At 64.1% G+C, this 25,792-nt stretch carries 22 protein-coding genes and 6 tRNA genes; 8 read left to right on the top strand and 20 right to left on the bottom strand.

Annotation, left to right across the window (positions count from 1 at the left end):
* Positions 1-109: 109 nt before the first annotated feature.
* Entirely contained in the window at positions 110-445 is a 336-nt protein-coding gene (locus tag AC07VS_RS04175) for a ComEA family DNA-binding protein (RefSeq protein ID WP_494656494.1), read from the top strand.
* A 60-nt stretch (positions 446-505) separates the two neighbouring features.
* On the opposite strand, the gene pcp is transcribed toward AC07VS_RS04175, so the two are convergent.
* The 4 genes from pcp to AC07VS_RS04155 are packed head-to-tail and all read right to left on the bottom strand — an operon-like array spanning position 506 to position 6,143.
* The gene (gene pcp / locus AC07VS_RS04170) at positions 506-1,147 is read right to left on the bottom strand and encodes a pyroglutamyl-peptidase I (protein WP_494656493.1); all 642 of its coding nucleotides are present in this window, start codon (positions 1,145-1,147) and stop codon (positions 506-508) included.
* Between the two features lie 15 nt (positions 1,148-1,162).
* Positions 1,163-4,855, bottom strand: coding sequence for a hydantoinase B/oxoprolinase family protein (locus AC07VS_RS04165; RefSeq protein WP_494750271.1), 3,693 nt, complete (start codon positions 4,853-4,855; stop codon positions 1,163-1,165).
* Between the two features lie 2 nt (positions 4,856-4,857).
* Positions 4,858-5,589, bottom strand: a complete 732-nt coding sequence (locus tag AC07VS_RS04160; RefSeq protein ID WP_492347004.1) for an aspartate/glutamate racemase family protein — start codon at positions 5,587-5,589, stop codon at positions 4,858-4,860.
* 5 nt (positions 5,590-5,594) lie between these two features.
* Positions 5,595-6,143 carry a winged helix DNA-binding protein gene (locus tag AC07VS_RS04155; protein WP_492347003.1) on the bottom strand — a complete coding sequence of 183 codons (549 nt, stop codon included), beginning with the start codon at positions 6,141-6,143 and terminating at the stop codon, positions 5,595-5,597.
* Positions 6,144-6,290: 147 nt separating this feature from the next.
* Here AC07VS_RS04155 and AC07VS_RS04150 point away from each other — a divergent pair, with 147 nt between their 5' ends.
* From AC07VS_RS04150 to AC07VS_RS04135, 4 genes are all read left to right on the top strand, one after another.
* Positions 6,291-7,283: a TRAP transporter substrate-binding protein gene (locus AC07VS_RS04150; protein ID WP_494656491.1), complete on the top strand. Its 993-nt coding sequence runs from the start codon at positions 6,291-6,293 to the stop codon at positions 7,281-7,283.
* Entirely contained in the window at positions 7,283-7,816 is a 534-nt protein-coding gene (locus AC07VS_RS04145) for a TRAP transporter small permease (protein ID WP_494750270.1), read from the top strand. Before AC07VS_RS04150 ends, AC07VS_RS04145 begins: the two co-directional genes overlap by 1 nt.
* A 30-nt stretch (positions 7,817-7,846) precedes the next feature.
* Positions 7,847-9,157: a TRAP transporter large permease gene (locus tag AC07VS_RS04140; RefSeq protein WP_494750269.1), complete on the top strand. Its 1,311-nt coding sequence runs from the start codon at positions 7,847-7,849 to the stop codon at positions 9,155-9,157.
* Positions 9,158-9,318: 161 nt separating this feature from the next.
* On the top strand, positions 9,319-10,965 hold the full coding sequence (locus AC07VS_RS04135; protein WP_494656489.1) for a methyl-accepting chemotaxis protein: 1,647 nt from the start codon (positions 9,319-9,321) through the stop codon (positions 10,963-10,965).
* Positions 10,966-10,973: 8 nt separating this feature from the next.
* On the opposite strand, the gene AC07VS_RS04130 is transcribed toward AC07VS_RS04135, so the two are convergent.
* Positions 10,974-11,927: a M14 family metallopeptidase gene (locus AC07VS_RS04130; protein WP_494750268.1), complete on the bottom strand. Its 954-nt coding sequence runs from the start codon at positions 11,925-11,927 to the stop codon at positions 10,974-10,976.
* 36 nt (positions 11,928-11,963) lie between these two features.
* Positions 11,964-13,217, bottom strand: coding sequence for an MFS transporter (locus AC07VS_RS04125; RefSeq protein WP_494750267.1), 1,254 nt, complete (start codon positions 13,215-13,217; stop codon positions 11,964-11,966).
* Between the two features lie 97 nt (positions 13,218-13,314).
* Here AC07VS_RS04125 and AC07VS_RS04120 point away from each other — a divergent pair, with 97 nt between their 5' ends.
* A complete protein-coding gene (locus AC07VS_RS04120; protein ID WP_492346997.1) occupies positions 13,315-14,178 on the top strand; it encodes an LOG family protein in 864 nt (287 codons plus the stop codon).
* A gap of 54 nt (positions 14,179-14,232) precedes the next feature.
* On the opposite strand, the gene AC07VS_RS04115 is transcribed toward AC07VS_RS04120, so the two are convergent.
* The 6 genes from AC07VS_RS04115 to AC07VS_RS04090 form a co-directional block, all read right to left on the bottom strand.
* Positions 14,233-15,396, bottom strand: a complete 1,164-nt coding sequence (locus AC07VS_RS04115) for an MFS transporter (RefSeq protein ID WP_494750266.1) — start codon at positions 15,394-15,396, stop codon at positions 14,233-14,235.
* Positions 15,393-16,769 (bottom strand): DNA recombination protein RmuC, encoded by a 1,377-nt coding sequence (locus tag AC07VS_RS04110; RefSeq protein ID WP_494750265.1) that lies wholly within the window; start codon positions 16,767-16,769, stop codon positions 15,393-15,395. Before AC07VS_RS04110 ends, AC07VS_RS04115 begins: the two co-directional genes overlap by 4 nt.
* Positions 16,770-16,779: 10 nt before the next feature.
* Positions 16,780-17,763, bottom strand: a complete 984-nt coding sequence (locus AC07VS_RS04105) for a 2-hydroxyacid dehydrogenase (RefSeq protein WP_494750264.1) — start codon at positions 17,761-17,763, stop codon at positions 16,780-16,782.
* Positions 17,764-17,855: 92 nt separating this feature from the next.
* Positions 17,856-19,025 carry a nicotinate phosphoribosyltransferase gene (gene pncB, locus AC07VS_RS04100; RefSeq protein WP_494750263.1) on the bottom strand — a complete coding sequence of 390 codons (1,170 nt, stop codon included), beginning with the start codon at positions 19,023-19,025 and terminating at the stop codon, positions 17,856-17,858.
* A gap of 216 nt (positions 19,026-19,241) precedes the next feature.
* Positions 19,242-19,703 carry an acyl-CoA thioesterase gene (locus tag AC07VS_RS04095; RefSeq protein WP_492346992.1) on the bottom strand — a complete coding sequence of 154 codons (462 nt, stop codon included), beginning with the start codon at positions 19,701-19,703 and terminating at the stop codon, positions 19,242-19,244.
* Positions 19,700-20,629 (bottom strand): histone deacetylase family protein, encoded by a 930-nt coding sequence (locus AC07VS_RS04090; RefSeq protein ID WP_492346991.1) that lies wholly within the window; start codon positions 20,627-20,629, stop codon positions 19,700-19,702. Before AC07VS_RS04090 ends, AC07VS_RS04095 begins: the two co-directional genes overlap by 4 nt.
* 180 nt (positions 20,630-20,809) lie before the next feature.
* On the opposite strand from AC07VS_RS04090, the gene AC07VS_RS04085 reads away from it, so the two are divergent.
* Positions 20,810-21,364, top strand: coding sequence for a phasin family protein (locus AC07VS_RS04085; protein WP_492346990.1), 555 nt, complete (start codon positions 20,810-20,812; stop codon positions 21,362-21,364).
* Between the two features lie 162 nt (positions 21,365-21,526).
* On the opposite strand, the gene AC07VS_RS04080 is transcribed toward AC07VS_RS04085, so the two are convergent.
* On the bottom strand, positions 21,527-22,474 hold the full coding sequence (locus AC07VS_RS04080) for a patatin-like phospholipase family protein (RefSeq protein ID WP_492347065.1): 948 nt from the start codon (positions 22,472-22,474) through the stop codon (positions 21,527-21,529).
* A gap of 189 nt (positions 22,475-22,663) precedes the next feature.
* Here AC07VS_RS04080 and AC07VS_RS04075 point away from each other — a divergent pair, with 189 nt between their 5' ends.
* Positions 22,664-23,422 carry a 3-hydroxyacyl-CoA dehydrogenase gene (locus tag AC07VS_RS04075; RefSeq protein ID WP_492346989.1) on the top strand — a complete coding sequence of 253 codons (759 nt, stop codon included), beginning with the start codon at positions 22,664-22,666 and terminating at the stop codon, positions 23,420-23,422.
* 177 nt (positions 23,423-23,599) lie between these two features.
* Here AC07VS_RS04075 and AC07VS_RS04070 read toward each other — a convergent pair.
* The 7 genes from AC07VS_RS04070 to gltX all read right to left on the bottom strand — a co-directional run bounded on the left by AC07VS_RS04070 (position 23,600) and on the right by gltX (position 25,769).
* Positions 23,600-23,676: transfer RNA gene (locus AC07VS_RS04070), tRNA-Asp, on the bottom strand.
* A gap of 48 nt (positions 23,677-23,724) precedes the next feature.
* Positions 23,725-23,800 (bottom strand) — tRNA-Glu (locus AC07VS_RS04065).
* A 21-nt stretch (positions 23,801-23,821) separates the two neighbouring features.
* Positions 23,822-23,897 (bottom strand) — tRNA-Ala (locus tag AC07VS_RS04060).
* Positions 23,898-23,954: 57 nt separating this feature from the next.
* Positions 23,955-24,031: transfer RNA gene (locus AC07VS_RS04055), tRNA-Asp, on the bottom strand.
* 48 nt (positions 24,032-24,079) lie between these two features.
* Positions 24,080-24,155: transfer RNA gene (locus AC07VS_RS04050), tRNA-Glu, on the bottom strand.
* Positions 24,156-24,190: 35 nt separating this feature from the next.
* A tRNA-Ala gene (locus tag AC07VS_RS04045) sits at positions 24,191-24,266 on the bottom strand.
* A 96-nt stretch (positions 24,267-24,362) separates the two neighbouring features.
* Positions 24,363-25,769: a glutamate--tRNA ligase gene (gene gltX, locus AC07VS_RS04040; protein ID WP_492346988.1), complete on the bottom strand. Its 1,407-nt coding sequence runs from the start codon at positions 25,767-25,769 to the stop codon at positions 24,363-24,365.
* Positions 25,770-25,792: the final 23 nt, after the last annotated feature.

The following is a 25,792-nucleotide window of genomic DNA, read 5'->3' as shown; positions in this document are numbered from 1 at the left end:
GCTTGAACGGGGTTTTCAACCGCACACCATTGGCGTGGCGGTGCAAGCCCCCAGGGGGGCAGCAACACGCCTTTAATCAAAGGCTTCGCCACCTCCTGGAGAGCCCCCCATGTCCAACCTGTTGCGGCACGGCTGCCGGCCACTGATTCGCACCCTGCTCGGCGCCTGGGCCCTGAGCCTGTTTCTGGGGACAACGGCCCATGCCGAGCTCGAAATCAACCAGGCCAGCGAGGCCCAGCTTGACAGCCTGCTGCATGTGGGGCCGGCCCTGTCGCAAAAAATCCTGAGCCAGCGCCAGCAAAGCCCCTTCGCCGATTGGTCGGACCTGATCCGCCGCGTGCCTGGTATCGGCCCGCGCCGGGCCCGGCAGCTTTCACACCAAGGACTGACTGTGCAGGGTCAGGCCTACCCCGGCACACCCCAGCCGGAGGGCAGCAAGCCCTGATGCTGTTCAGCGCCGTGAGGTCGCAGCCCCAAAAGGGGCCATCTGACCCCACGGGCCCCTTCAGTCGAGGGTGCCCCCCACCATCACGGCATCGTGCTGGTGGGCCAGCGCGGCCTCCAGAGCCGCTTGCACGGCCTTGAGCTGCACGTCGATGGGCACGCCCCCCTGCCCTGCCTCATGGCCGAACGGCGGCACATGCATGAAGCCCCCACGCAGGCCCGGGTGCTGCTCCAGGTAGTCACTCAACAGAAACAGCAATTGATTGCACACAAAGGTGCCGGCGGTATAGGACACCGCCGCAGGTGCGCCCACGGCCTGCATGGCCTGCACCATGGCCTTCACCGGCAGGCGACTGCGCCAGGCCAGCGGTGCCTCGGGCAGGATGGGCTGATCCAACGGCTGCTCACCCGCGTTGTCGGGGATGCGCGCATCCACCCAATTCAGCGCGACCCGCTCCATGCACAACTCGGTGCGTGAGGCCGCGAGGCCCAGCGCCATGACCAGCGAGGGGGCAGGCCCGGCCTCGATGGCCTGGCGCAGCACCGGCCACGCCGTGCTGAAAACACAGGGCAGTTGCAGCGCCTGCACACGCTGCCCGCCGGCCAGCACGCAGCCGTCCAGTTGGCGCGCCACCTCCCAGGAGGGGTTGAGCGGGTCCCCACCAAAGGGCTCGAAGCCTGTGAGCAAGACCGTGCCGAACATGGTGGCCCTGCCTTTTCAGCGGGCCGCGTCGGCCGGGCCGTAGCCACCGCCGCCGGGGGTCTGGATCTCGAACACATCGCCGGCCTTCATCTCGGCCTGGCCGATGTGCTCCAGTGTCTCGACACGACCGTCGCTGCGCAGCACGCGATTCACGCCCACGGCACCGGCCTCGCCACCGGCCATGCCAAAGGCACCGCGCAGGCGGCCGTTGGACAGGATGCTGGCGGTCATGTCTTCCAGGAAGCGCAAGCGGCGGACGCCACCGTTGCCGCCATGCCAGCGCCCGGCACCGCCCGATCCCTGGCGGATCTCGTAGCTTTCCAGGCGCACCGGGTAGCGGAACTCAAGCACCTCTGGATCGGTCATGCGCGAATTGGTCATGTGCGTCTGGACCACGCTGGTACCGTCGAAGCCGCCCGCGACCTGGCCCTGGGCATCAAACACCGCACCGGCGCCGCTGCCACCGCTGATGGTTTCGTAGTACTGGTAGCGTGCGTTGCCGAAAGTGAAGTTGTTCACCGTGCACTGGCTGGCCCCCATCAGGCCCAGGGCGCCGATCAAGGCGTTGGTGATGCAGGTGGAGGTTTCCACATTGCCCGCCACCACCGAGGCCGGCGGGCGGGGGCTCAGCATCGAGCCCTCGGGGATGATCACCTTCAGCGGCTTCAGGCAGCCTGCATTGAGCGGGATGTCGTCGTCCACCAGGGTCCGGAACACGTACAGCACCGCGGCCATGCAGACCGCCGTGGGGGCGTTGAAGTTGTTGATCTGCTGCTCACTGGTGCCGGTGAAGTCGATCTCGGCACTGCGCTCGGCCCCGTTCACACGGATGCTGACGGCGATCTGGGCGCCATTGTCCAGCGGCAGGGTGAAGCGCCCGTCCTTGAGGCGGGTGATGGCCCGGCGCACCGATTCTTCGGCGTTGTCCTGCACGTGGCCCATGTACGCCTGCACCACGTCCAGCCCGAACTGGGCCACCATCTTGCGCAGCTCCTGCACGCCTTTTTCGTTGGCAGCGATCTGCGCTTTCAAGTCGGCCAGGTTCTGGGCCGGATTGCGGCTGGGGTATTCGCCGCTTTGCAGCAGGGCCACCATTTCGGCCTCGCGCAAGGCACCACGATCGACCAGCTTGAAGTTGTTGATCTGCACGCCCTCTTCTTCGATGCGGGTCGAGAACGGGGGCATCGAGCCGGGCGTGATGCCCCCGATGTCGGCGTGGTGCCCACGCGAACCCACATAGAACAGCGGCTGCTCGTCGGCCGCCTGCCCCAGGTAGACCGGGGTGATCACCGTCACATCGGGCAGGTGGGTACCGCCGTGGTAAGGATCGTTCAGGGCGTACACGTCGCCCGGCTGCATGCGACCGGCATTCTCGCGAATGACGGTCTTGATGCTCTCGCCCATCGAACCCAGGTGGACCGGCATGTGCGGGGCATTCGCAATCAGGTTGCCTGCGGCATCGAACAAGGCACAGCTGAAATCCAGCCGCTCCTTGATGTTCACCGAATAGGCGGTGTTCTGCAGTTGCAACCCCATCTGCTCGGCGATGTTCATGAAGAGGTTGTTGAACACTTCCAGCAGCACCGGATCGGCCGTGGTGCCGGCTGCGTAGGTGATGGCCCGCGCCTCCCGGCGCTCCAGCACCAGGTGGTCCAGGGCCGTGAGCGCGGCCTCCCAACCCGGCTCGACGATGGTGGTGGCGTTCTTCTCGGCAATGATGGCCGGCCCCGGGATCACATCGCCCGGACGCAGGTCTTCACGCACCACCAGGGCGGCATCGTGCCACTGGCCACCCGAGTACATGCGCACGGTTTCGCGGCGCGGCACCTCGCGCACCGGGTTCAGGGCATGGCGCGGCTCGGCAGGGGCATCGCCAGCCACCACCGATTCGACCGACACGGCCTCGACCACCAGGCCCTTGCCCGCCATCAGGAAGGCAAAGCGTTGCCGGTAAGCCTGCTCGAAGCCCGCCTGGATGGCCGCCAGCGTCTGCTCAGCCGTGTCGCCGGGCCGATACGCCACCACCAGGGCCGAATCGCTGCCCTCATAGCGCACATGAACGCGGCGGTGGGTGGTGATGCCGCCGGCGCTGACCTGCTGGCGGCCCAGCTCGGTCTCGGCCCCCTGGGCCAGGGCGTCCAGCCGGGCCTGGATGTCGGGCAGGGCCTCGACCTGCAGACGCGATTCCACCGCCTGTTCGCGGATCAGGCTCTGGTCGGCCAGGCCCATGCCATAGGCCGACAACACACCGGCCAGCGGGTGCACAAACACCCGTGTCATGCCCAGGGCATCGGCCACCAGGCAGGCGTGCTGCCCGCCCGCACCGCCAAAGCACTGCAGGGTGTAGCGGGTGACGTCATAGCCCCGCGCCACCGAGATCTTCTTGATCGCATTGGCCATCTGCTGTACCGCGATCTGGATGAAGCCTTCGGCCACCTCTTCGGCCGTGCGTCCGGCGCGCTGGGCCAGCTCGGCAAAGCGCTGCTGCACCACCTCGGCATCCAGCCGCTCGTTGGCCTGCGGGCCGAACACGGATGGGAAGTAGCGTGGCTGCACCTTGCCCACCATCACGTTCGCATCGGTCACGGCCAAGGGGCCGCCACGGCGGTAGCTGGCCGGGCCGGGGTTGGCCCCGGCGCTTTCAGGGCCCACCCGGAAGCGCGCGCCATCAAACTGCAGGATCGAGCCGCCACCAGCCGCCACGGTGTGGATGCTCATCATGGGCGCGCGCATGCGCACCCCGGCCACCTGGGTTTCGAACTCGCGCTCAAACTCACCTTGCAGGCCGCCCCGGAAGTGGCTGACGTCGGTGGAGGTGCCCCCCATGTCAAAACCAATCACATCGTCATGACCTGCCAGCCCGGCGGTGCGGGCCATGCCCACAATGCCCCCGGCCGGGCCGGACAGGATCGCGTCCTTGCCCTGGAACACGTGGGCATCGGTCAGCCCGCCCGACGACTGCATGAAGAACAGGCGCACACCCGGCATTTCAGAGGCCACCTGGTCCACATAGCGGCGCAGGATGGGCGACAGGTAGGCGTCCACCACCGTGGTGTCGCCACGGCTGACGAATTTCATCAGCGGGCTGGTTTCGTGGGAGCTGCTGATCTGCGTGAAGCCGATCGCGGCCGCCAGGGCCTGGGCGGCTTTCTCATGGGCGGTGTAACGGTACCCATGCATGAAGACAATCGCGACACTGCGCAGCCCCCGGTCGTGAGCGGCCTGCAGGTCGGCGCGCAGACGGGCTTCGTCGAGCGCCTGCACCAGCTCACCCTGAGCACCCACACGCTCGTCGGCTTCGATGACCTCGGTGTACAGCAACTCGGGCAATACGATGTGGCGGTCAAACAGGCGCGGCCGGTTCTGGTAGGCGATGCGCAAGGCATCGCGAAAGCCCCGGGTAGTCACCAGCAGCGTGGGCTCGCCCTTGCGCTCCAGCAGCGCATTGGTGGCCACGGTGGTGCCCATCTTCACGCATTCAACCTGCTCGGGCGTGATCGGCTCGCCGGCCTTCAAGCCCAGCAGATGGCGAATACCCGCCACTGCCGCATCGCGGTATTGCTCGGGGTTTTCAGACAGCAGCTTGTGCGTGACCAGGGTAAAGCCCCCATCAGCCAGTGGCTTGCGCGCCACGATGTCGGTGAAGGTGCCCCCACGATCAATCCAGAATTGCCAGCGATGGGGAGGGGTCGAGACAGAGGCTTGCATGGTCAGAAGTCGGCTTCAAGTGGGTTGATGAAGGGGGCTTGCGCCAGCGCCCGATCGCCCAACAGGCGACGGGATTGCAGCAAGGTACTCAGTTGCCAGGCTGTGGCGTCGGCCACAGCCTGGGCATAGGGCGGCAGGTTGGTGCATTCCAACACCACCTGGCGCAGATCCGGGGCCCGGGCCTGCAAAGCCTGCGCCGCCTGCACCACTTCGAGGCGGGCACGGGCTTCGTCAAGGGCGATGGCATTGCCCAGAATCGAGGTCACAAAATGCCCGTCCTCGGGCAGGTCTTGCAAGACCACGTGGCCCAGGCGGTCGGCAGGCACCCCCGCGGCCCTCAGGTGCTCGGGGCCCAGCCGATCGGCGCGGATGGTCAAGACCCCCACACGGGGCTGGCGGACCAACAGCGCGGGCAAGGCCAGCAGGCTGGAGCTCAGCACCGGCACGGGAACCGAGGCCTGAAGCTGAGCCTGCAGCAGCACCAGAAAGCCGCAGCTGGTGGTGATGGCATCCGCCCCGTCAGCCACCAATTGGCGCGCCGCTGCCACAAAACGTTCAGCCAGCCCGCTGTCACGCAAGGCCTGCGCCGAGCACACCACCTGGGCCGGCACAGCGCCTGGCACGACCTGAGTGATCACGGGCCAGGGGTAGCTGTCGGGCCGCCCCAAGTCGCCCGGCAAGCGCGGGAAGCGCGTGTCCAGCAGGATCAAGCCCAGCCGTCTTGGCGCTGCCATGGGGTTCACAGCGAGGCCGCCGCTCGGGCTGCCTGGTCGTACATGCCCGAGAGCACGCGCAGCAGCCGCGCCAGATCGCCGATGTCCCGATTCAGTGCATCGTCGGCCTGCAAGGCACCAATCAGGCACGACTCCCGGATCTCCCGGTAGCGGGCCACCCGGGCCAGCCCTTCTTCGGTGCAGGCGTAGGTCACTTCTTTGCCGTTCTTGCTGGCCATCACCACCCCCAGGTTCTGCAGTTTCTTCAACGAGTAGTTGATGAGGTGGGTGTCCTCGACATTCATGATGAAACAGATGTCGGCCAGGCGCTTGTTGCGGGCACGATGTGTCACGTGATGTAACACCAACACATCCAGCGGGGTCAGGTCCTTCAGCCCGGCGGCACTCATGCAATGCACGATCCAGCGGTGGAATGCATTGCCAGCCACCACCAGCCCGAACTCGAACTCGCTCATCTCGGCGCTCTGCTCGGAAACCAGATGCGCAGAGGACACAATGAGGGCGCGCTCGGTGGCGCCTGCGGGGGAAGCGGTGGGCTTGGCTGTCATGGTCATCCTCCCGGTTGGCATTGATGTTGCATGCTCAGATTGTAGGCAGCACCATGACAATTTACCAACGTTTTGTTGACATTAAGTAATTACCCCCATGATGTCGATCTGCCGGCCGATTACATTCACGTCAAACTTTTTTCCGGAGCACACATGAAGCGTCGCTATTTCTCTTTCACGGCTCTCAGTTTGGTGCTGGCGTCCGGCGCCACCATGGCGCAGACCAAATGGGATCTGCCCACCGCCTACCCCGCCAACAACTTTCATGTCGAAAACCTGAGCCACTTTGCCCAGGACGTGGACAAAGCCACGGGCGGCAAGCTCAAGCTGACTGTGCACGCGAATGCCTCGCTGTTCAAGGCCAACGAAATCAAGCGCGCCGTGCAAGGGGGCCAGGCTCAGATCGGTGAGATCCTGCTGGCCAACTTCGAAAACGAAAACCCCATCTATGGCACCGACGGCGTGCCTTTCCTGGCCTCGTCGTACGCCGAATCCAAGCGCCTGTATGACGCCCAGAAGCCCGTGCTGGAAAAGCTGCTGAATGCCCAGGGCATGAAGCTGCTCTACACCGTGCCATGGCCCCCGCAAGGCATCTACACCAAGAAAGAGATCGCCTCGGTGGCCGACCTGCGCGGCATCAAGTGGCGCGCCTACAGCCCGGCCACCGCCAAGGTGGCTGAGCTGATCGGGGCCCAGCCCGTGACCATCCAGGCCGCCGAGCTGTCGCAGGCCCTGGCCACCGGCGTGATTGAAAGCTACATGAGCTCGGGCTCGACGGGCTATGACTCGAAGACCTACGAAAGCCTGAAGTACTGGTACGACACCCAGGCCTGGCTGCCCAAGGACGCCATCATCGTCAACAAGAAATCCTTTGATGCCCTCGACCCCGCCACCCAGGCCGCGGTGACCAAGGCCGCCGCTGAAGCCGAGACCCGCGGCTGGGCCTTGAGCCAGGAAAAGAACGACTGGTACAAAAAAGCCCTGGCCGAAAAGGGCATGAAGATCATGCCGCCGCCGGCCAAGCTGACCGCTGACCTCAAGCAGGTGGGCGACATCATGCTGAGCGACTGGATCAAGAAGGCTGGCCCGGACGGTGAAGCCATTGTTGCCGCCTACCGCAAGTCCGCCCCTGCGGCCAAGAAATGATGCGACGCTTTCTCGACCGCCTCTACCTTGCCAGTGGCGCCCTGGGCGCCAGTTTCATCGCGCTGATCTGCGTGCTGATGATCGCGCAGAGCGTGCTGCGTGAATTCGGCGTGCGCACCGGCGCCATGAACGACGTGGTGGCCTGGTTCTGTGCCGCTGCGGCCTTCTTTGCCATGCCCCATGCCTTCAAGCACGGCGATTTTGTGCGTGTGACGCTGCTGCTGGAAAAGGTACCCAGCCGCCAGCGCCGCATGCTGGAGATCCTGTCGCTGGTGATCGGCTCGGTGGCCACGGCCTACCTGGCCTGGTCGGCCTGCCAGTTCACCTACGAAAGCTGGGAGTTCAACGACATTGCCCAAGGCCTGCTGCCCATCCCGATGTGGATCCCGCAGATGAGCTTTGCCATCGGCTCGGTGCTGCTGCTGGTGGCCGTGGTGGACGAACTGGTGATCGTGCTGCGCGGCGGCGTGCCCACCTTTGTGCGCGAGGTCGAAGAGCGCCATGCGCGCGGCGACTTCTCGTCCGAAGTTTGAGCACGTCCCCCTCCATAACGAAAGTACAACATGGATATATTGATGGTGGGTGGCATCTTGCTGCTGCTCATGATGGTGCTGCTGTCGGGCGGCGTCTGGATCGCCATGACGCTGGCCATCTGCGGCTGGGTCGGTCAGGCTTTCTTCACCAGCACGGCGCCGGGCAAGAACCTGTTCTCAGCCTTCTGGGAAAGCAATGCCAGTTGGGAGCTGGCGGCCCTGCCCCTGTTCATCTGGATGGGTGAAATCCTGTTCCGGACCAAGCTCAGCGAAGAAATGTTCGAGGGCCTGCGCCCTTGGCTCAACCGGGTTCCCGGCCGCCTGATGCACACCACCATCCTGGGGTGCGGCATCTTTGGCTCGGTGTCCGGCTCGTCTGCAGCCACCTGCGCCACGATCTCGAAAGTGGCCTTGCCTGAACTGATGAAACGCGGCTACGACGAGAAGCTGGCCCTGGGCTCGCTGGCCACGGCCGGCACACTGGGCATTCTGATTCCGCCCTCGATCACCATGGTGGTGTACGCGGTGGCGGCAGATGCTTCGATCATCCGCATCTTTCTGGCTGGCTTTCTGCCGGGCTTTTTGCTGATGGGTCTGTTCTCGGGCTACATCGGCTGGTGGAGCCTGCGCCACCCCGACAAGGTGCCTGCAGCCGACCCGCCCAGCAGCTTCATGCAGAAGCTGCGCCAATCGGGCAACCTGATCCCTTGTGCGGCCCTGATCGTGTTCATCTGCTGGGTGCTGATTGCCGGCTATGCCACCGCCACCGAATGCGCAGCCTACGGCGTGATGGGCTCACTGGGCCTGGCCTTGTGGAGCCGCTCGCTGACCTGGCAGAACTTCAAGGAAGGGCTGATGGGCACCACGCGCACCAGTTGCATGATCATGTTCATCCTGGCAGGCGCCGCCTTCCTGACCAAGACCATGGCGTTCACCGGCATCCCGCGCGAGCTGGCCGAGTGGGTCGAGTCGATGCACCTGTCGCCCTTTGCGCTGATCAGCGTGCTGGTGGTGGTGTACCTGGTGTTGGGCACGGCCCTGGACGGCATCAGCATGATCGTGCTCACCAGCGCGGTGGTGCTGCCCATGATCCAGAAGGCGGGCTTCGATCTGGTCTGGTTCGGCATCTTCATTGTGCTGCTGGTTGAGATCGCCGAGGTCACGCCACCGGTGGGCTTCAACCTGTTCGTGTTGCAGAACATGACGGGCAAGGACAGCAACGTGATCGCCAAGGCCGCAATCCCCTTCTTTGCCTGCCTGGTGGTGTGCATCGTGCTGATCACAGTGTTCCCTGACATCGTCACCATCGTGCCGGATCTGGTGATGGGCAAAGAGAAATAGGCCCCCACCCGGCCTTGGGTCAACAGCCCCGCGTCGCCTTGCCCTGGCGACCTGGGGCTGTTTGCTTTGAGGCCCCAGCCACGACCCTCCCCCCCCTCACCTGGCATGGTTCTGGCAGTTTCTTTTTTGTTGATTCCATCCCACCTCCCGCCCGATTTCGCATGACCCAACTCATCGCCTCACACGCCCACCCCCGCCTGAGCCCTGAGCCAGGCAACAGCCCCTTGAGCCACAACCCGGGGTCCTCAGCACCGCCGCTCCCAACCACGCGCCATGGCTTCAGCATCGGCCAGAAGCTGGGCCTGAGCTTTGGCTTGCTGGGCCTGGCGGTGGCCCTGCTGGGGGCAACCACCTGGTTGACCGGCGATGCCACCACCACCCAGGCCCAGCGTCTGGCCCAGCAACGCTGGCCGCTGGAGCGCGCTGTGCGCGACTGGAAGACCCAGTCGATCAAGCTGGGTGAACTGGCGCTGCGGGCCACGGGCTCGAACGATGTGTTTCCGGTGGCCAATGAAATGCGCAGCGAGGCGCAACATGACGATGCGCTGGTCCAATCGATTCAGCAGCAGGCGGGCAGTGCCGATGCCGCCACCCAGCAGGCGGTCGAGAGCGCCCTCAAGCAACGGACAGCCTATGTGCAACTGCGCCAACAACTGGTGCAGAACGCATTGGAGTCCAAGGTGATCAGCCAGAAGGAAATCAGCGATCACGCGGCCGTGCTGAAGAGTTACCTGACCAGCCTGGACACCTTGCTGAGCCTGTCGGAAGCCAGCGCGCGCGCCGATGCCGACAGCATGATCGCCAACGCCCAACGCGCCCAATGGATCAGCGCCATCGCCGTTGCCGCAGTGCTGTTGCTGGCAGCGGCCTGTGCCTGGCTGCTGCGCCGCTCCATCGTGCAGCCGCTGGCCGAGGCCTCGCGCGCCGCGGCCCGCGTGGCTGCGGGCGACCTGACCGTGCGCATGGACCACCAGCGCCAGGACGAGATCGGCAGCCTGCTGCAAGCCCTGAACCGGATGGTGGGCGCCCTCAACCAGGTGGTGGTGGAAGTGCGCGATGCGGGTGAGTCCATCCACACGGCCAGTGCTGAAGTGGCCCTGGGCAACCAGGACCTGAGCCAACGCACCGAGCACACCGCCAGCCGGCTGCAACAAACCGCCGCCAGCATGGACCAGCTCAGCCACATGGTCGGCACCCATGCCGAGAACACCCACCAGGCCACGGCGCTGGTGCGGGCTGCCACCGAGGTGGCCGGGCGCGGAGGGGCGGTGGTGCAGCAGGTGGTGGGCACCATGAACGAAATCCAGGCCCGCAGCCAGAAGATCGGTGAAATCGTGGGGCTGATCGACGGCATTGCCTTCCAGACCAATATCCTGGCCTTGAACGCCGCCGTCGAGGCCGCCCGGGCCGGTGAACAAGGCCGCGGCTTTGCCGTGGTGGCCGGTGAGGTGCGCAGCCTGGCCCAGCGCAGCGCCGCGGCGGCCCACGAAATCAAGCACCTGATCGGTGCCAGCGTCGAGAAGGTGCGCGACGGTACCACCCTGGTCGGCACAGCGGGTAGCACCATGAATGAGTTGGTGGCCAGCGTGCAGCAGGTGAGCGCACTGATGGCCGAAGTGAGCGCCGCCACCGCCGAGCAGACGCAGGAACTGCACCGGGTGAGTTCAGCCATCGGCGAACTGGATCAGATGACCCAGCAGAACGCCGCGTTGGTCGAACAAGGCGCCGCCGCCGCTCAGAGCCTGACCGAGCAGGCCACCCGCCTGAGCGCTTCGATGGCGCAGTTCACCCTGCAGAAAGGCCGTTGAGGCGCCCCTCAGAGGGGGCGTGTCAGGTACACCGCTTCGCGCCCCACCACCGGGGCCCGGGTGGGCATCATCACGGTGCAGTCATCGCACAGGGCCCGTATTTCGTGCGGGCCATCGCGGGCGATCAGTTCACCCTGGGCAAAGCTTTCAAAACCGACCAGGGGCCGCGTGAAGGCGAAATCAGAGGTCTGCACCAGGCAGGTCTGCAGCAATTCGAAGCGCCGGGGGGTGGGCCGTTCGCGGGCGGCCCCGTTGGGGGCCTCGACCAGGCCGAAATGGGCCAGAAAGCCCAGGGCCGCTGCGGTGGCGGTGTCGGCAGCCGACTGCAGAAAGTGCTGGCCGCATTCCACCACCAAGGCAGCGCCGGCATCGCTGGCCGCCTCGCCGTGGCGCCCGTGCTGGATCAGCGGGGTGCCCGAACCCAGGCCGCTGGGCATCACCATGTGCACCGGCGGCAAGCCCACGGCCAAGGCCACTTCAGCATTGCGCGCATAGGCGGGGTACACCCAGAAGGGCTGCACATCCTGGCTGGTCGAGTGGATATCCAGAATATGGTCAGCGGCAGACACCACCGGCCGCAGCTCACGGGCCCGGCGCAACTCGGGGCTGTCCTCGCGGCCCTCCAGCTCGGCGGCCGACCAGACGCGGTTGAGGTTGTGCACCAACTGGCGGCTGTCGAAGGGGCGTTCGATGTCGAAGCTCTCGTAGGCGGCGACGTTGGCAAACGACACCGTCAGCGTGCCCCGCAGAGGCCGCACGCCGCTGTCCAGCAAATGAGTGGCGGCCACCATGCCGCACAACTCATTGCCGTGCGTCAGGGCATTGATCAGCACGTGCGGGCCAGGGCGGCCCGACTCGAAGCGGTGCACATAGTCAATGCCCACATTGCCTTGCCGATAGGCGCTGAGATCGCGTGGCAGCACCTCGAACAACGGTGCCGCAGACTGCTTGGAATCGTTCATGTTCAAAACCCTTGTTGACGGTGAAAACAGCGGTACTCAGCGACGGGCCTGCATGTGGTCACGTTGCGCCAGTTGCGGAAAGCCCTTGAACCACAAAGCGGCCACCAGCACGGTGCCCACCCCGCCCAGCACCACCGAACCCACCGGGCCCAGCAAGGCAGCCGTGGCCCCCGATTCGAATTCGCCCAGTTGGTTGCTGGCCCCGATGAAGACCGAGTTGACCGCACTCACGCGGCCGCGCATGGCGTCCGGGGTTTCGAGTTGGACCAGGGTCTGGCGCACCACCACGCTGACCATGTCTGCAGCACCGGAGACCGCCAGCGCCGCCAGCGACAGCCACAGGCTGGTGGACACACCGAACACCAGCGTGGCCAGACCGAACACCGCCACAGCCAGCAACAGCTTACGCCCCACATGGCGGTCCATGGGCCAGCGCGTGAGCAGCACCGACATCAGCAGGGCGCCGGCTGCGGGCGCCGCACGCAGCAGGCCCAGCCCCCAGGGTCCGACGTGCAACACGTCTTTGGCATAGATCGGCAACAGGGCCACAGCACCCCCCAGCAGCACCGCAAACAGGTCGAGTGACACCGCCCCCAGCACCACCTTGCGCTCCCAGATGAAACGAACCCCGGCCATCAGCGTGCCCAAGGACACCGGCTCCTGGGGCGGCGGGTCGTGCTCATAGTGCACCCGCAGGATCTGCACGATGCCCAAGGCGAACAGGGCCGCGCAACACAGGTACACCGCGGTGACGCCGGCCACAAAGATCACCCCGCCCAGTGCGGGGCCGCCAATGATGGCTGCCTGCATGCCGGCTGACGAAAAAGCCATGGCCCGAGGCAGCATGGCCGGCGGCACCAGCACGGGGGTCAGGGCTTGCTGGGCGGGCATCTGGAAGGCCCGCGCCGTGCCTAGCACCACCGACAGCCACAGCAGCCAGTCGCGGCTGACCCAGCCACCCAACGTGGCCACCACCAGCACCGCAGCCACCAGGCCCTGCGCCAGCACGCAGGCGGCCACAATGCGGGCCCGGTGCACCCGGTCGGCCACATGGCCGGCCACCAGGGTCAGCAGCAATGCGGGGAGAAACTGGTACAGCCCCACCAGGCCCAGGTCCCAGGCCTGGCCCGTCAGTTCATACATCTGCCAACCCACGGCCACCATCAGCATCTGATTGCCTGTGGTGGCGCTGAGCCGCGTGAACCAGAACCGGATGAAGGCGCGCTGTTGCAACAGCTCGGAAAAACGGGGCGCGCCTGCAGCGCCGGCCCCTGCAGCCGCATTTGTCATGGGTGGCAGCATAGCAGTCAACCACCCTGTGGCGCCTAAGCAAAAACCGTTGTGCACTGCACATAAAACGCATAAAGCAGCGGCACAATGAATCTCCATGGAAGCCAATACCCAACTCAATGACCGTCGCCTGGCTGATGCCTGGGCCGAACTGCAAAACCATGCCAACAACGGCTATTCGCTTGACGAAGACGCCTACCGTCTGGCCTTCGCAGACCCGGAGTTCCTGTTGCGCCGCGAGACGCGGGGGATCCGCTTTCAGTTGGAGATGCTCAAGCCCGACCTGGCCCATGCGGCCCAGGGCATCAACAACACGGTGGTCGTGTTTGGCAGCGCCCGCTACCTGGCCCCAGACGAAGCCCAGGAAGCACTCGACAAGGCCCAGGCCGCTGGCGAACCACGGGCCATTGCCCGAGCCGTTCAGGCAGTGCGCAATTCACGCTACTACGATCTGGCCCGGCAGTTCGCCCGCCTGGTCGCCGCCGAGAGCGACAAGCGCCCCAAGGAAGACCGGCTCTACATCTGCACCGGCGGTGGCCCCGGCATCATGGAGGCCGCCAACCGTGGGGCACACGACATGGGCGCCCTGAACGTGGGGCTGAACATCGCCCTGCCCCATGAGCAAAAAGGCAACCCCTACATCTCACCCAGTCTGTGCTTCAAGTTCCACTACTTCGCACTGCGCAAAATGCACTTCATGATGCGCGCCAAGGCCCTGGTGGCGTTTCCGGGGGGCTTTGGCACGTTGGACGAACTGTTCGAAGTGCTGACCCTGGTGCAGACGCGCAAGGCCAAGCCCGTGCCCATCGTGTTGTTCGGCACCGATTACTGGAAGCGCCTGATCAACTTTGATGTGATGGTCGAAGAAGGCACCATTTCACCGGAAGACCTGGCCTTGTTCCATTTCGCCGACGAGCCGCTGCAGGCCTGGCAGCAGATCCAGGCTTTTTACGGGCTTTGAGTTGCTGGGCTTGCGCGGCAGCCGGGGGCTCGAAGCCCCACGACACCCCGTCCGTCAGGGATGATGTGGCCCGCCACGCATGCCCCACGCCAATTTGGAGCCGGCGCCCACCAGCAGGCCCGAGGCCCAGAACACCGACCCCACCCCGACCAGCGCGCCGGCTGAGCCAAACAGCATGGGCATCAACACACTGGATGCATTGATGGTCATCAGCCGCAGGCCCAGCGCCTCGCCATGGCGATCGTGGGGTGTGATCTGGTGCAGGGTGCTCATGATCATGGGCTGCACCGAACCCAGGGCAAAGCCAGCCAGTACCGAGCACAGGCCCATGGCCCAGGGGCCTTGCAGCAGCGGATAAACCCCGAACAGCAAGGCCGTGGTCAACATGGCCGTCATGATCACGGCCCATTCGTGCACCCGCTCGGCAAACAGGGGCAGCAACATCCGCACGCCCGAGGCCGACACGGCAAACGCCCCAAGGATGGTGCCGATCACCGAAGCACTGAGCCCGCGCTCATGGCCCAGCAAGGGCACGACAAAGGTGTGCACATCCCAACAAGAGGACAGGCACCAGTTGATCAGCAGCAGGCGCCTGAAGCCCACGTCGCGCAACAGCTCCCAGGCCGGCCGCTGGCGGTGCTCAGGCGGTGGCTCCATGGCGGGCAGCGCCCGCACCGAACGCGACCACCACCAGGACATCAGGGGCAGGAAGGCCATCAGACCAAAGGCGGCGCGATAGCCGAAGTGATCGATCATCAGGCCGGCAAAGAAGGGGCCCACAAAATTGGACACCGCCGGCCCCAAGGACAGCCAGCTGAAGACCTTCTTGAGCTCGGTCGGCCCCTCGGCCAGGCGCCCCACATGGCGCTGCAAGGCAATGACGGCGGCCCCGGCGGCCCCCCCGGTGCACAGCGCCGCCAGGCACAAAGACGCAAAGTGCGGCCAGGCGACCGCCACAGCCGATCCCGCAAAGGACACGCCCACGCAGATGGCCAGGGGCCGGTGCAGGCCATGGCGGTCGGCAAAGCGGCCTGCGGGCAAGGCCAGAAACACCTGGGTCAGAGCGAACAGCGCCAGCAGCACCCCGACCGAGGCCGCGCTGTAGCCCTGTTGCAAGGCCAGCAAGGGTGTGGCCATGCGCATGCCCGCCATGGCGGCATGGATGCAGACCTGGGCCGTGATCAGCCGGGCCAGTTCCTGGTTGAGACGACGCTTCAAGAGGGCTCACCTCCCCCATCCAGTGCGTCTGGTGACGACAGTGCACCGGGCTGGGCCAACTCAGGCAGCCAGCGCGCGGCCTCGGGGTCGGGCAAGGCCTCGACCTTCTTGAGGGCCCGGTTCATGACGTTGCTGCGGGTCTGGGCCCGGTCCAACGTGTTGAGCACGGTCTGGGTCTGCTCCTTGACCTTGCTGAGCACCTCACCAAACTTGTTGAATTCGGTCTTGACGGCCCCCAGCACCTGCCAGACTTCGCTGGAGCGCTTCTCGAGGGCCAGTGTGCGAAACCCCATCTGCAGCGAATTGAGCATGGCCATCAGTGTGGTGGGCCCGGCCAGCGTGATGCGGTGCTCACGCTGCAAGACCTCGATCAGGCCCGGGCGGCGCAACACTTCGGCATACAGGCCTTCCGAGGGCAGGAACAGGATGGCGAAGTCGGTGGTGTGGGGGGGCTCGATGTACTTTTCTGCGATGGAGCGCGCCTCGGTGCGGATGCGCAGCTCCAGGGCACGGGCAGCCAGTTCAGCGGCGGGCGCATCGGCACGCTGCTGGGCATCGAGCAGGCGCTCGTAATCCTCGTTGGGGAATTTGGCGTCGATCGGCAGCCACAGCGGCGCGCCATCCTCGGACCGCCCGGGCAGGCGGATGGCGAAGTCCACCGGGTTGCGGCTGCCGGGGCGGGTAACCACCTGCTCGGCGTATTGGTCGGGGGCCAGCACCTGCTCCAGCAGGGCAGCCAGTTGCGCCTCGCCGAACATGCCGCGGGTCTTGACGTTGGTGAGCAGGTGTTTGAGATCACCCACGCCCTGGGCCAGGGTCTGCATCTCGCCCAGCCCCTTGTGCACCTGATCAAGCCGATCGGCCACCTGTTTGAAGCTCTGCCCCAGGCGGGCTTCGAGGGTGCTTTGCAACTTCTCGTCGACGGTCTGACGCATCTCGTCGAGCTTGGCGGCATTGCTTTGCTGCAACTGGGCCAGCGCAGCCTCCAGGGTGGCGCGCAGCTCGCCCAGGCGACGGGCGTTGGCCTCGCTCAGGCCTTGCACCTGCTGGGCGAGGGTGTCGGTGAGCAATTTCTGCAGCAGGGTGAGCTGCTGGGCAAAGGCGTCGAGCTGGGCGTTCTGGGTGCGGGTGGCCTCGGCACCCTGGCGCAACAGGGTCTGTTGGAAGGTGGCCAACGACTGGCTCAGCTCCTGGCGGGTGCCGCGGGCACTGTCCGCCAATTCACGCCGCAGCTCACGCTCGGTGCGCTCGGCGCTGGCCGCGATGGCTTCCAACACCGCCTCGGCCGCCTGAGGGGGGCGGCGCAACAGGAGCACCAGCAGCAAGACGAGCAGGAGCCCATACAGGGCGCCGAAAGTCAACAGGTCCACCATGCTGCCGGGGTCAGGCGCCCAAGACGGCCGGGTTCAGCGGGGTCAGGGGCTTGCCGTGCACCAGGTAGCCGATCAGGTTGTCGGCGGCCAGATCGGCCATGGCGCGACGCGTCTTGATCGTGGCGCTGGCGATGTGAGGCGTCAGCACCACGTTGGGCACGGTGAGCAGATCCGGGTGCACTTTGGGCTCGCCCTCAAACACGTCAAGCCCGGCAGCCGCAATGCGGCGCTCACGCAAGGCCACAGCCAGCGCGGCATCGTCAACGATGCCGCCGCGGGCGATGTTGATCAGCGTGGCACTGGGCTTCATCAAGGCCAGTTCCGGCGCGCCGATGGTGTGGTGCGAAGCGGCACTGTAGGGCACCACCAGCACCACGTGGTCGGCGCGGCGCAGCAACTCTTCTTTGCCGACATAGCGGGCCTTGCACTCGGCTTCAAGCTCGGGCGACAGGCGAGAACGGTTGTGGTAAATCACGTCCATGCCAAAACCCAAAGCACCACGGCGGGCAATGCCCTGCCCGATGCGGCCCATGCCGATGATGCCCAGGGTGCTGCCATGCACTTCGGTACCGGCAAACATGTCGTAGCTCCAGCGGGTCCACTCGCCACGGCGCAGGAAGTGCTCGCTCTCGGTCACGCGGCGTGCCGTGGCCATGAGCAGGGCAAAGCCGAAATCCGCGGTGGTCTCGGTCAACACGTCGGGGGCGTTGGTGCCCAGCACGCCACGGGCCGTCATGGCGTCGACATCGAAATTGTTGAAACCCACCGCCATGTTGGCGCAGATCTTGAGGGCGGGACAAGCGGCCAGCAGCCCCTCATCAATGCGCTCGCTGCCCGTGGTGAACACACCCTGCTTGTCGGCCAGGCGGGCCTTCAGCTCCTCCGGGGTGAAAAGCACATCGACCTGGTTGGCGTCGACCTCGAAATGGGCACTGAGGCGTTCCAGGGTTTCAGGGAAGATGGCGCGGGCCACCAGGATCTTGGGTTTGGACATGGCAATCAACGTGCGGGCTGCGGGCAGGCGGTTGGGCAAAAATGGTGCTGGCCAGGCATCAAGGCCGCCCAGCACCCCGTGGGCGTGTGGATTCAGGGCGGGGCGATCTCGAACACCTGGCGCAGGTAGGCCAGGTATTTCTCGTCGTCGCACATGTTCTTGTTGGGGCTGTCGGACAGTTTGGCCACCGGCTGGCCGTTGCAGCGGGTCATCTTGATGACGATCTGCAAGGGCTCGCTGCCCAGGTCGTTGGTCAGGTTGGTGCCGATGCCAAAGGCCAACAGGCAGCGGCCACGAAACTGCTGGTAAAGCTCGATGGTGCGCGGGATGGTCAGGCCGTCACTGAAGATCAGGGTCTTGGTGCATGGGTCGACACGGTTGTTGCGGTAGTGTTCGATCAGGCGTTCACCCCAGGCGAAGGGGTCTCCGCTGTCGTGGCGCGCGCCATCGAACAGCTTGCAGAAATACATGTCGAAATCGCGCAGAAAAGCATTGATGCCGTAGACGTCACTGAGCGCAATGCCGAGGTCACCGCGGTACTCCTTGGCCCAAGATTCGAACCCGAACACCTGGCTGTCGCGCAGGCGTGGCCCCAGGGCCTGGCAGGCCTGCAGGTACTCGTGGGCCATGGTGCCCAGCGGGGTGATGCCCAGGCGCATGGCGGCCAGCACATTGCTGGTGCCGGCAAACTGGTGACTCAGACGGCTGTTCAGCACGCGCAGCACTTCTTCGTGCCAAGCCCGCGAAAAGCGGCGCCGGGTCCCGTAGTCGGCAATCTTGAGGTTGGACAGGCCTTCACCTTGCAACTGGGCGATCTTCACGTCGAGGCGGCGGCGCCCCTCCGGAAAGTCGGGTACGGGCTGGGTGTTGCGAAAGTAGACCTCGTTGACGATGGCCAGCACCGGGATCTCGAACAGGATGGTGTGCAGCCAGGGCCCGCGGATCGTGATGTCGATCTCGTCGCTGGGCAGCGGCGTGATGGTGATGTACTTTTCATTGAGCCGGAACAGGCCCAGAAAATCGACAAAGTCGCTCTTGATGAAACGCATCGAGCGCAGGTAGGCCAGTTCGGCATCCTGGAACTGCAGGCTGCACAGCGAGCGGATCTCGTCGCGGATCTCGTTGGCGTAGCGCGCAAGGTTGACGCCAGGATTGCGGCACTTGAACCGGTACTCGACCTGAGCCCCCGGAAACTGGTGCAGCACCACCTGCATCATGGTGAACTTGTACAGGTCGGTGTCGAGAAGGCTGGTGATGATCATGGTGTGTCGCGGCTGGCCTGCCGCAGCGGTTCGGGGTGCGCCGGGTGGAAGGCCACGGTGCACAGCGGGGAATCTGTCTCTGTTGTCTTGAGGGGCTCGAGGCCCTTGCCAACCCTCATTGTGGCACCTGCAGGAGAGCCTGCGCCGAGTGGGCCTGCGCGATGGGCAAAGGCAGGCTTGCCGAGCGGCGAATGCCTGCGGCGACTCTGCCGTCCCTCAACGCTTCAAGCCAGTCAGGACCGCACGCAAGGGCTCGGGCACAGGCACCGGACGGCGGGTCTCCCGGTCGACGTAGACGTGCACAAAATGCCCCTTGGCCGCACACAAGGCTTCGCCCTCGGCAAACAAGCCCACCTCATAGCGCACACTGGAGCTGCCCAGCCGGGCGACACGGATGCCAGCCTCGATGTTCTGCGGGAAAGCCAGGGGCGCAAAGTAGTTGCACTGGGTCTCGATCACCAGACCGATGGTGCTGCCGGCATGGATGTCGAGCACCCCCTGCTCGATCAAGTAGGCGTTGACCGCGGTGTCAAACCAACTGTAGTAGACGACGTTGTTGACGTGGCCGTAAACGTCGTTGTCCATCCAGCGGGTGGTGATGGTGCGAAAGGCGGCGTAGGCACTGCGGGGCTCAGGGCTGGGCCGGGCCGCAGCGGTGGGGTTGGCATCGGTGTTCATCGCCGACGATTTTGCCAGCGCGCATGAAATTGCGCAGCCACATGGTAAGTGTTGAACTGGGCACGGACTGTGGTCTGCAGATCGTGGCCGTAACCACCGCCCATGGCAAAGGCCAGGGGCAGGCCACGCTCGAAAGCCCAGCTGAACACCCTGCGGTCACGGGCCTCCAGACCATCATGGCTCAACTTGAGGCGCCCCAGACGATCGCCCTCATGTGGGTCGGCACCGGCCAGGTACAGCACAAAACCCGGATCAAAGCGGTGTTCCACCTCCTGCAAGGCGTGCTCCAGGGCCTGCAGGTACTCATCGTCGCGACAGCCGTCTGGCAGGTCCACATCGAGATCTCCGGGAACCTTGCGAAACGGAAAGTTCTTTTCGCCGTGCAGCGAGAGGGTGAAGACCGTCGGATCGTCCCGAAAAATGGCCGCCGTGCCATTGCCCTGGTGCACATCCAGATCAATCACCAGCACCTGCAGTGCGCGCCTGGAGCGCCGGAACCATTCGGCCTGCATCAGACGGGCGGCCACCGCCAGATCGTTGAACACACAGAACCCGCCGCCCTGCGCCACCCCGGCGTGATGCGTCCCCCCGGCCAGGTTGGCGGCAATGCCCTCCGAAAAAGCCATGCGGCTGGCGGCCACCGTGGCACCGACCGAGCGACGCGAACGTTCGGCCATGGCCTCGCTCCAGGGAAAACCGATCTCGCGCTGAGCCGCCGCCGAGAGGCTGCCCGTCTGCACGGCGTCGACATAGGCCGGATCGTGGGCCAGGGCCAGTTCGCCATCGGTCGCCCGAGGTGCCTCGCACAGCACCACCTCGGGCAACTCGTCCACCAGACGGTCCCTGAGCAGGCGATATTTCTGCATTGGGAAGCGGTGCCCTTCGGGCAATGGCAGGACAAAGTGATCCGCGTAGAAGGCTTGCATGAAACGTTGGTGTCCGATGTGAGTAATTAGAAAATGAGATCTAAATTGTTGCAACGCAGCAAAAAACACTTGCCAAGGCGAATTAGCACCCGCATACTTCAACCCATGCTGCACTGCAACATGACTAAGTCGGTTCAGGGCAGAGGAAATTCCAATTCACATTTTTTAATAGGAGTCCCTATGTCTCTGACCACTGAACAAATCCTGGCTGCTCACAAGGCCAACGTTGAAACCCTGTTCGGCCTGACCACCAAGGCTTTCGAAGGCATCGAAAAGCTGGTTGAACTGAACGTGACCGCCTCGCGCGCTGCTCTGCAAGAAGCCGCCAGCCACACCCAAGCCGTGCTGAACGTCAAGGACGCCCAAGAACTGCTGGCTCTGCAAGCCAGCCTGTTCCAGCCCCTGGCTGAAAAGACCGCTGCTTACAGCCGTCATCTGTACGACATCGCTTCGGGCACTGGCGCCGAGTTCGGCAAGGCCGTCGAATCCAAGACCAGCGAAGTTCAAAAGTCGTTCGTGGGTCTGGTGGACAACGCCTCCAAGAACGCCCCCGCCGGCTCTGAAACCGCCGTGGCCGTGATCAAGAGCGCTGTGGCTGCTGCCAACAACGCTTTTGAATCGGTGCAAAAGGCCGTCAAGCAAGCTTCCGACGTGGCTGAAGCCAACTTCAACGCCGTGGCTGCCACCGCTGTGAACGCCGCCAAGACCGGCACCACCGCTGCCAAGAAGCGTTGATGGTTCTCCGCTGGCGCAAGCCAGCGGGCCCACAGAATACGGAGCCTGGATTCGCAGTTGTCTCCTCGGGTCTTTTCGATGCCTTCGGCTCAGGGATCCATTCAAAGCCCAGTCAGTGACTGGGCTTTTTTTGTGCATTGATCCCTCCCGCAGCAACACCATTCAGGGCTGACGGGCCATTGCCAACGCCGCCTTCAAGCCTGGCAAAGCCTGCTGCATGGCCAGACGGCCTGCCTCAATGGAGCGGCGACGAGCGCCAAAATCGGCGCTCTTCACGCCCGACAATGCCGGCCGAACCACCAAGTCGGCCTCCTTGAGCTCCCAGTTGTTGATGCTCTTGGACATGATGGCAAAGGTTTGCAGTAGGATCTGCAGCGAGTCATTGGCCTGATTGCCCTCAGGCGGGCTGGAGATGTCCACAGCCACCACGTAGGTGGCCCCCATCTGCCGGGCGTAGCGCACGGGCACAGGCGACACCAGCCCGCCATCCACATAATCATGACCCCCAATGCTCACCGGCTGGAAGACCGACGGCACAGCACTTGATGCACGCACCGCCGTGCCTGTGTTCCCTCGGCGGAACAACACGCCCTGCCCGGTCTGCAGATCGGTCGCCACAACGCCCAGCGGCAGTTTCATGTCCTCGATCGAGCGATTGCCCAGCAAGCCGTTCACATACCGTGCGAGAGCTTCGCCCTTGAGCATGCCCCGGCTGAACAAGGGCAGCGTCCAGTCGGTGATAGCCGCTTCTTCCATGGTTTCAGCCACCTGCTGCATCTGGGGCCCGGTCTTGCCGCTGGCATAAAGCGCGGCCACAACACTGCCCGCCGACGTACCCACCACCAGATCAGGCTTGATGCCCGCTTCTTCCAGCACCTGAATCACGCCAATGTGGGCAAAACCGCGGGCCGCCCCCCCTCCCAAAGCCAGACCGACCTTCAGGGGAGGACGGGGTGGCGGCTCTGGGACAGCGGGCGGCACAGGCATAGTGCTGCCGTCACTGCGGGCAGTGCCTGGTTTGATTTCAGGCGCCGTCGAACAGGCGGCCAGCAACAGCGCGGCACACAGGCCGAGCACCCCGCAACGGGCGCGCGCAGGCACGGCCTGCATCAAGGCATTCAAGACAGATTTCATGGAAAGATTCAAAACGAACAGATGCAAACGAGCCCATCAAGCGCACAGGACGCGTCATCAGGGCAAGCCCGGCATTGTGCCGTCAAGAACTTGCCCGCAGGGTTGGCAATGCCATAATTGACGTTTACGTAAACGTCACTCATCACTTCCCATCAAGGAGACAACATGCAGATCAAGGATCGGGTTTTCATCGTCACGGGCGGCGCCTCGGGTTTGGGCGAAGGCACAGCACGCATGCTGGCTGCCAACGGCGCAACCGTGGTCATTGCCGATATGCAAGCCGATAAAGGCGAGGCGGTGGCACGCGAAATCGGTGGTGCCTTTGTCAAATGCGACGTCAGCCAGGAGGCCGATGGCCAAGCCGTGGTGGCCAAAGCCACCTCTTTGGGCAAGTTGGTGGGACTGGTGAACTGCGCAGGCATCGCCCCCGCAGAAAAGACCGTTGGCAAAAATGGCCCCCACGCCTTGGCCGTCTACTCCAAGACCATCATGGTCAACCTGGTCGGCACGTTCAACATGATCCGCCTGGCGGCCGATGCCATGTGCAAGAACGAACCCGAATCCACCGGAGAACGTGGGGTGCTCATCTCGACGGCTTCTGTGGCGGCATACGACGGGCAGATCGGCCAAGCTGCGTACAGCGCCTCCAAGGGTGGCGTGGTCGGCATGACCCTTCCGATCGCGCGCGACCTGGCACGCAATGGCATCCGCAACATGACCATCGCCCCAGGCATTTTCGGCACCCCCATGCTGTTCGGCATGCCACAAGAAGTGCAAGATGCCCTGGCCGCCAGCGTGCCCTTCCCTTCTCGCTTGGGCACACCCAATGACTACGCCCGCCTGGCCCAGCACATCATTGAGAACGACATGCTCAATGGTGAAGTGATCCGACTCGATGGTGCGATCCGCCTGGCCCCACGCTGAGTGGCTTGCCTGCCAGACCGGGTAACCAAGCAATCCGGTCTGAACGACTCAACAAAAGTCGCTGCGCTGGATGGCATGCCATCAGCGCAGGCCAGCATCAAGCACTGAAAGGTCACATCGATAGAACAGCACAAATAAAAAAAGGGTCACAGACGAATCTGTGACCCTTTTCAGGTTTGGCGGAGTGGACGGGACTCGAACCCGCGACCCCCGGCGTGACAGGCCGGTATTCTAACCAACTGAACTACCACTCCTGGCAGACAGCTTTTGCGCCCTGCGAACAGAGCCAAGTGCTGCAAACTTGGCGACCCTACGGGGATTCGAACCCCGGTACTCACCGTGAAAGGGTGATGTCCTAGGCCTCTAGACGATAGGGTCAAACCTTGGACTAACCGAAATTGGTGGAGGTAAACGGGATCGAACCGATGACCTCTTGCATGCCATGCAAGCGCTCTCCCAGCTGAGCTATACCCCCAATTTTCTGGCTTTCAACCAAAAAACGCTTCTGACGCAAGCGCCCGAAGACTTTGACTGGCGGAGTGGACGGGACTCGAACCCGCGACCCCCGGCGTGACAGGCCGGTATTCTAACCAACTGAACTACCACTCCTGGCAGACAGCTTTTGCGCTCTGCGAACAGAGCCAAGTGCTGCAAACTTGGCGACCCTACGGGGATTCGAACCCCGGTACTCACCGTGAAAGGGTGATGTCCTAGGCCTCTAGACGATAGGGTCAAAACCTTGGACTACTTAACCATCAAATCAAACTGTGGTGGAGGTAAACGGGATCGAACCGATGACCTCTTGCATGCCATGCAAGCGCTCTCCCAGCTGAGCTATACCCCCACATCTAGCTTGATTTAACTTCAAGTTAGCTCATTTGTCTTCAACATCGTTTTATTTATGTCGTTAACTCCTGAGCCTCAAATTATAGTCACATTTTTAGGCGTTTCGCAATCTCAGCGAAATTTTTTCTCGACCGAGCAATTCAAGCAGTGCATCGACCGACGGCGTATGCGCCGTACCAGCCGTGAGAACACGCACTGGCATCGCCAAGTGCGGCATCTTAAGGCCAAATTCGGTCAGTGTTTCCTTGATGGCCGCGGAAATTGAAGGCTTGTCCCAGGCACAGACCTGCAGACGGGCATCCAGCGCCTGGAGCGCTGGGCGCACCGCATCCGTGACGTGCTTGGCCAGTTCGTCGGCCTGGGGGCTGACTTCTTCAGCGTAGAACACCTTCACCCAGTCGGCCAGGGCCACCAACGTGTCGCAACGATCCTTGAACAGGCCGCAGATGGCCGGCAAGCGACCATCATCCAGGCCCGACAAGCCCAGTTTGGCAGCGAAGGGCAACACCAAGCCAGCGAGGGTCGCATCATCGAGTGCCTTGAGATGCTGTGCATTCACCCAGCGCAGCTTGGCCTCGTCAAACTGGGCGGCGCTGCGCCCCAGGTGATCCAGACTGAACCAGCCCAGGAACTGCTCACGACTGAAAATTTCATCGTCACCATGCGACCAACCCAGTCGCGCCAGGTAATTGACCATGGCATCGGGCAGGTAGCCCTCGTCACGGTATTGGGTCACTGGCTTGGCGCCGTTGCGCTTGCTCATCTTTTCACCCTGCTCATTGAGCACGGTGGGCAGGTGGGCATACACCGGGGGCTCTTGGCCCAGCGCACGGAAGATGTTGATCTGACGCGGCGTGTTGTTCACGTGGTCATCACCACGGATCACGTGGGTGATCGCCATGTCGATGTCGTCGACCACCACGCAGAAGTTGTAGGTCGGCGTGCCATCGGGACGGGCAATCACCAGGTCATCCAATTCATCGTTGCTGATCTCGATGCGCCCTTTGACCTTGTCCTCCCACACCACAGAACCTTCCTGGGGGTTCTTGAAGCGCAGCACCGGTTGCACCCCCTCGGGGACCGGGGGCAGGGTTTTGCCAGGTGCCGGACGCCAGGTGCCGTCATAGCGCGGCTTTTCCTTGGCCGCCATCTGACGTTCACGCAGCGCATCCAGCTCCGTCACACTCATGTAGCACGGGTAGACGTGGCCAGCAGCCTGCAACTGAGCCAGCACTTCCTTGTAGCGCGCCATGCGCTGCATTTGGTAGAACGGCCCCTCGTCATGGTCCAGGCCCAGCCACTTCATGCCTTCAATGATCACATCGACCGCGGCCTGGGAGGAGCGCTCCAGGTCGGTATCTTCGATGCGCAAGACGAACACGCCCTGGTTGGCGCGGGCAAAGGCCCAGGGATAAAGCGCCGAGCGGATGTTGCCCAGGTGGATGAAGCCGGTTGGCGAAGGCGCGAAACGCGTGCGCACAGTGGGGGAAACGGTGGTCATGGTGTTCAGTTCTAAAAGGCCAC

The organism is Curvibacter sp. GW821-FHT01G03 (assembly GCF_059422285.1).
This window is presented reverse-complemented; position numbering and strand designations above follow the sequence as displayed.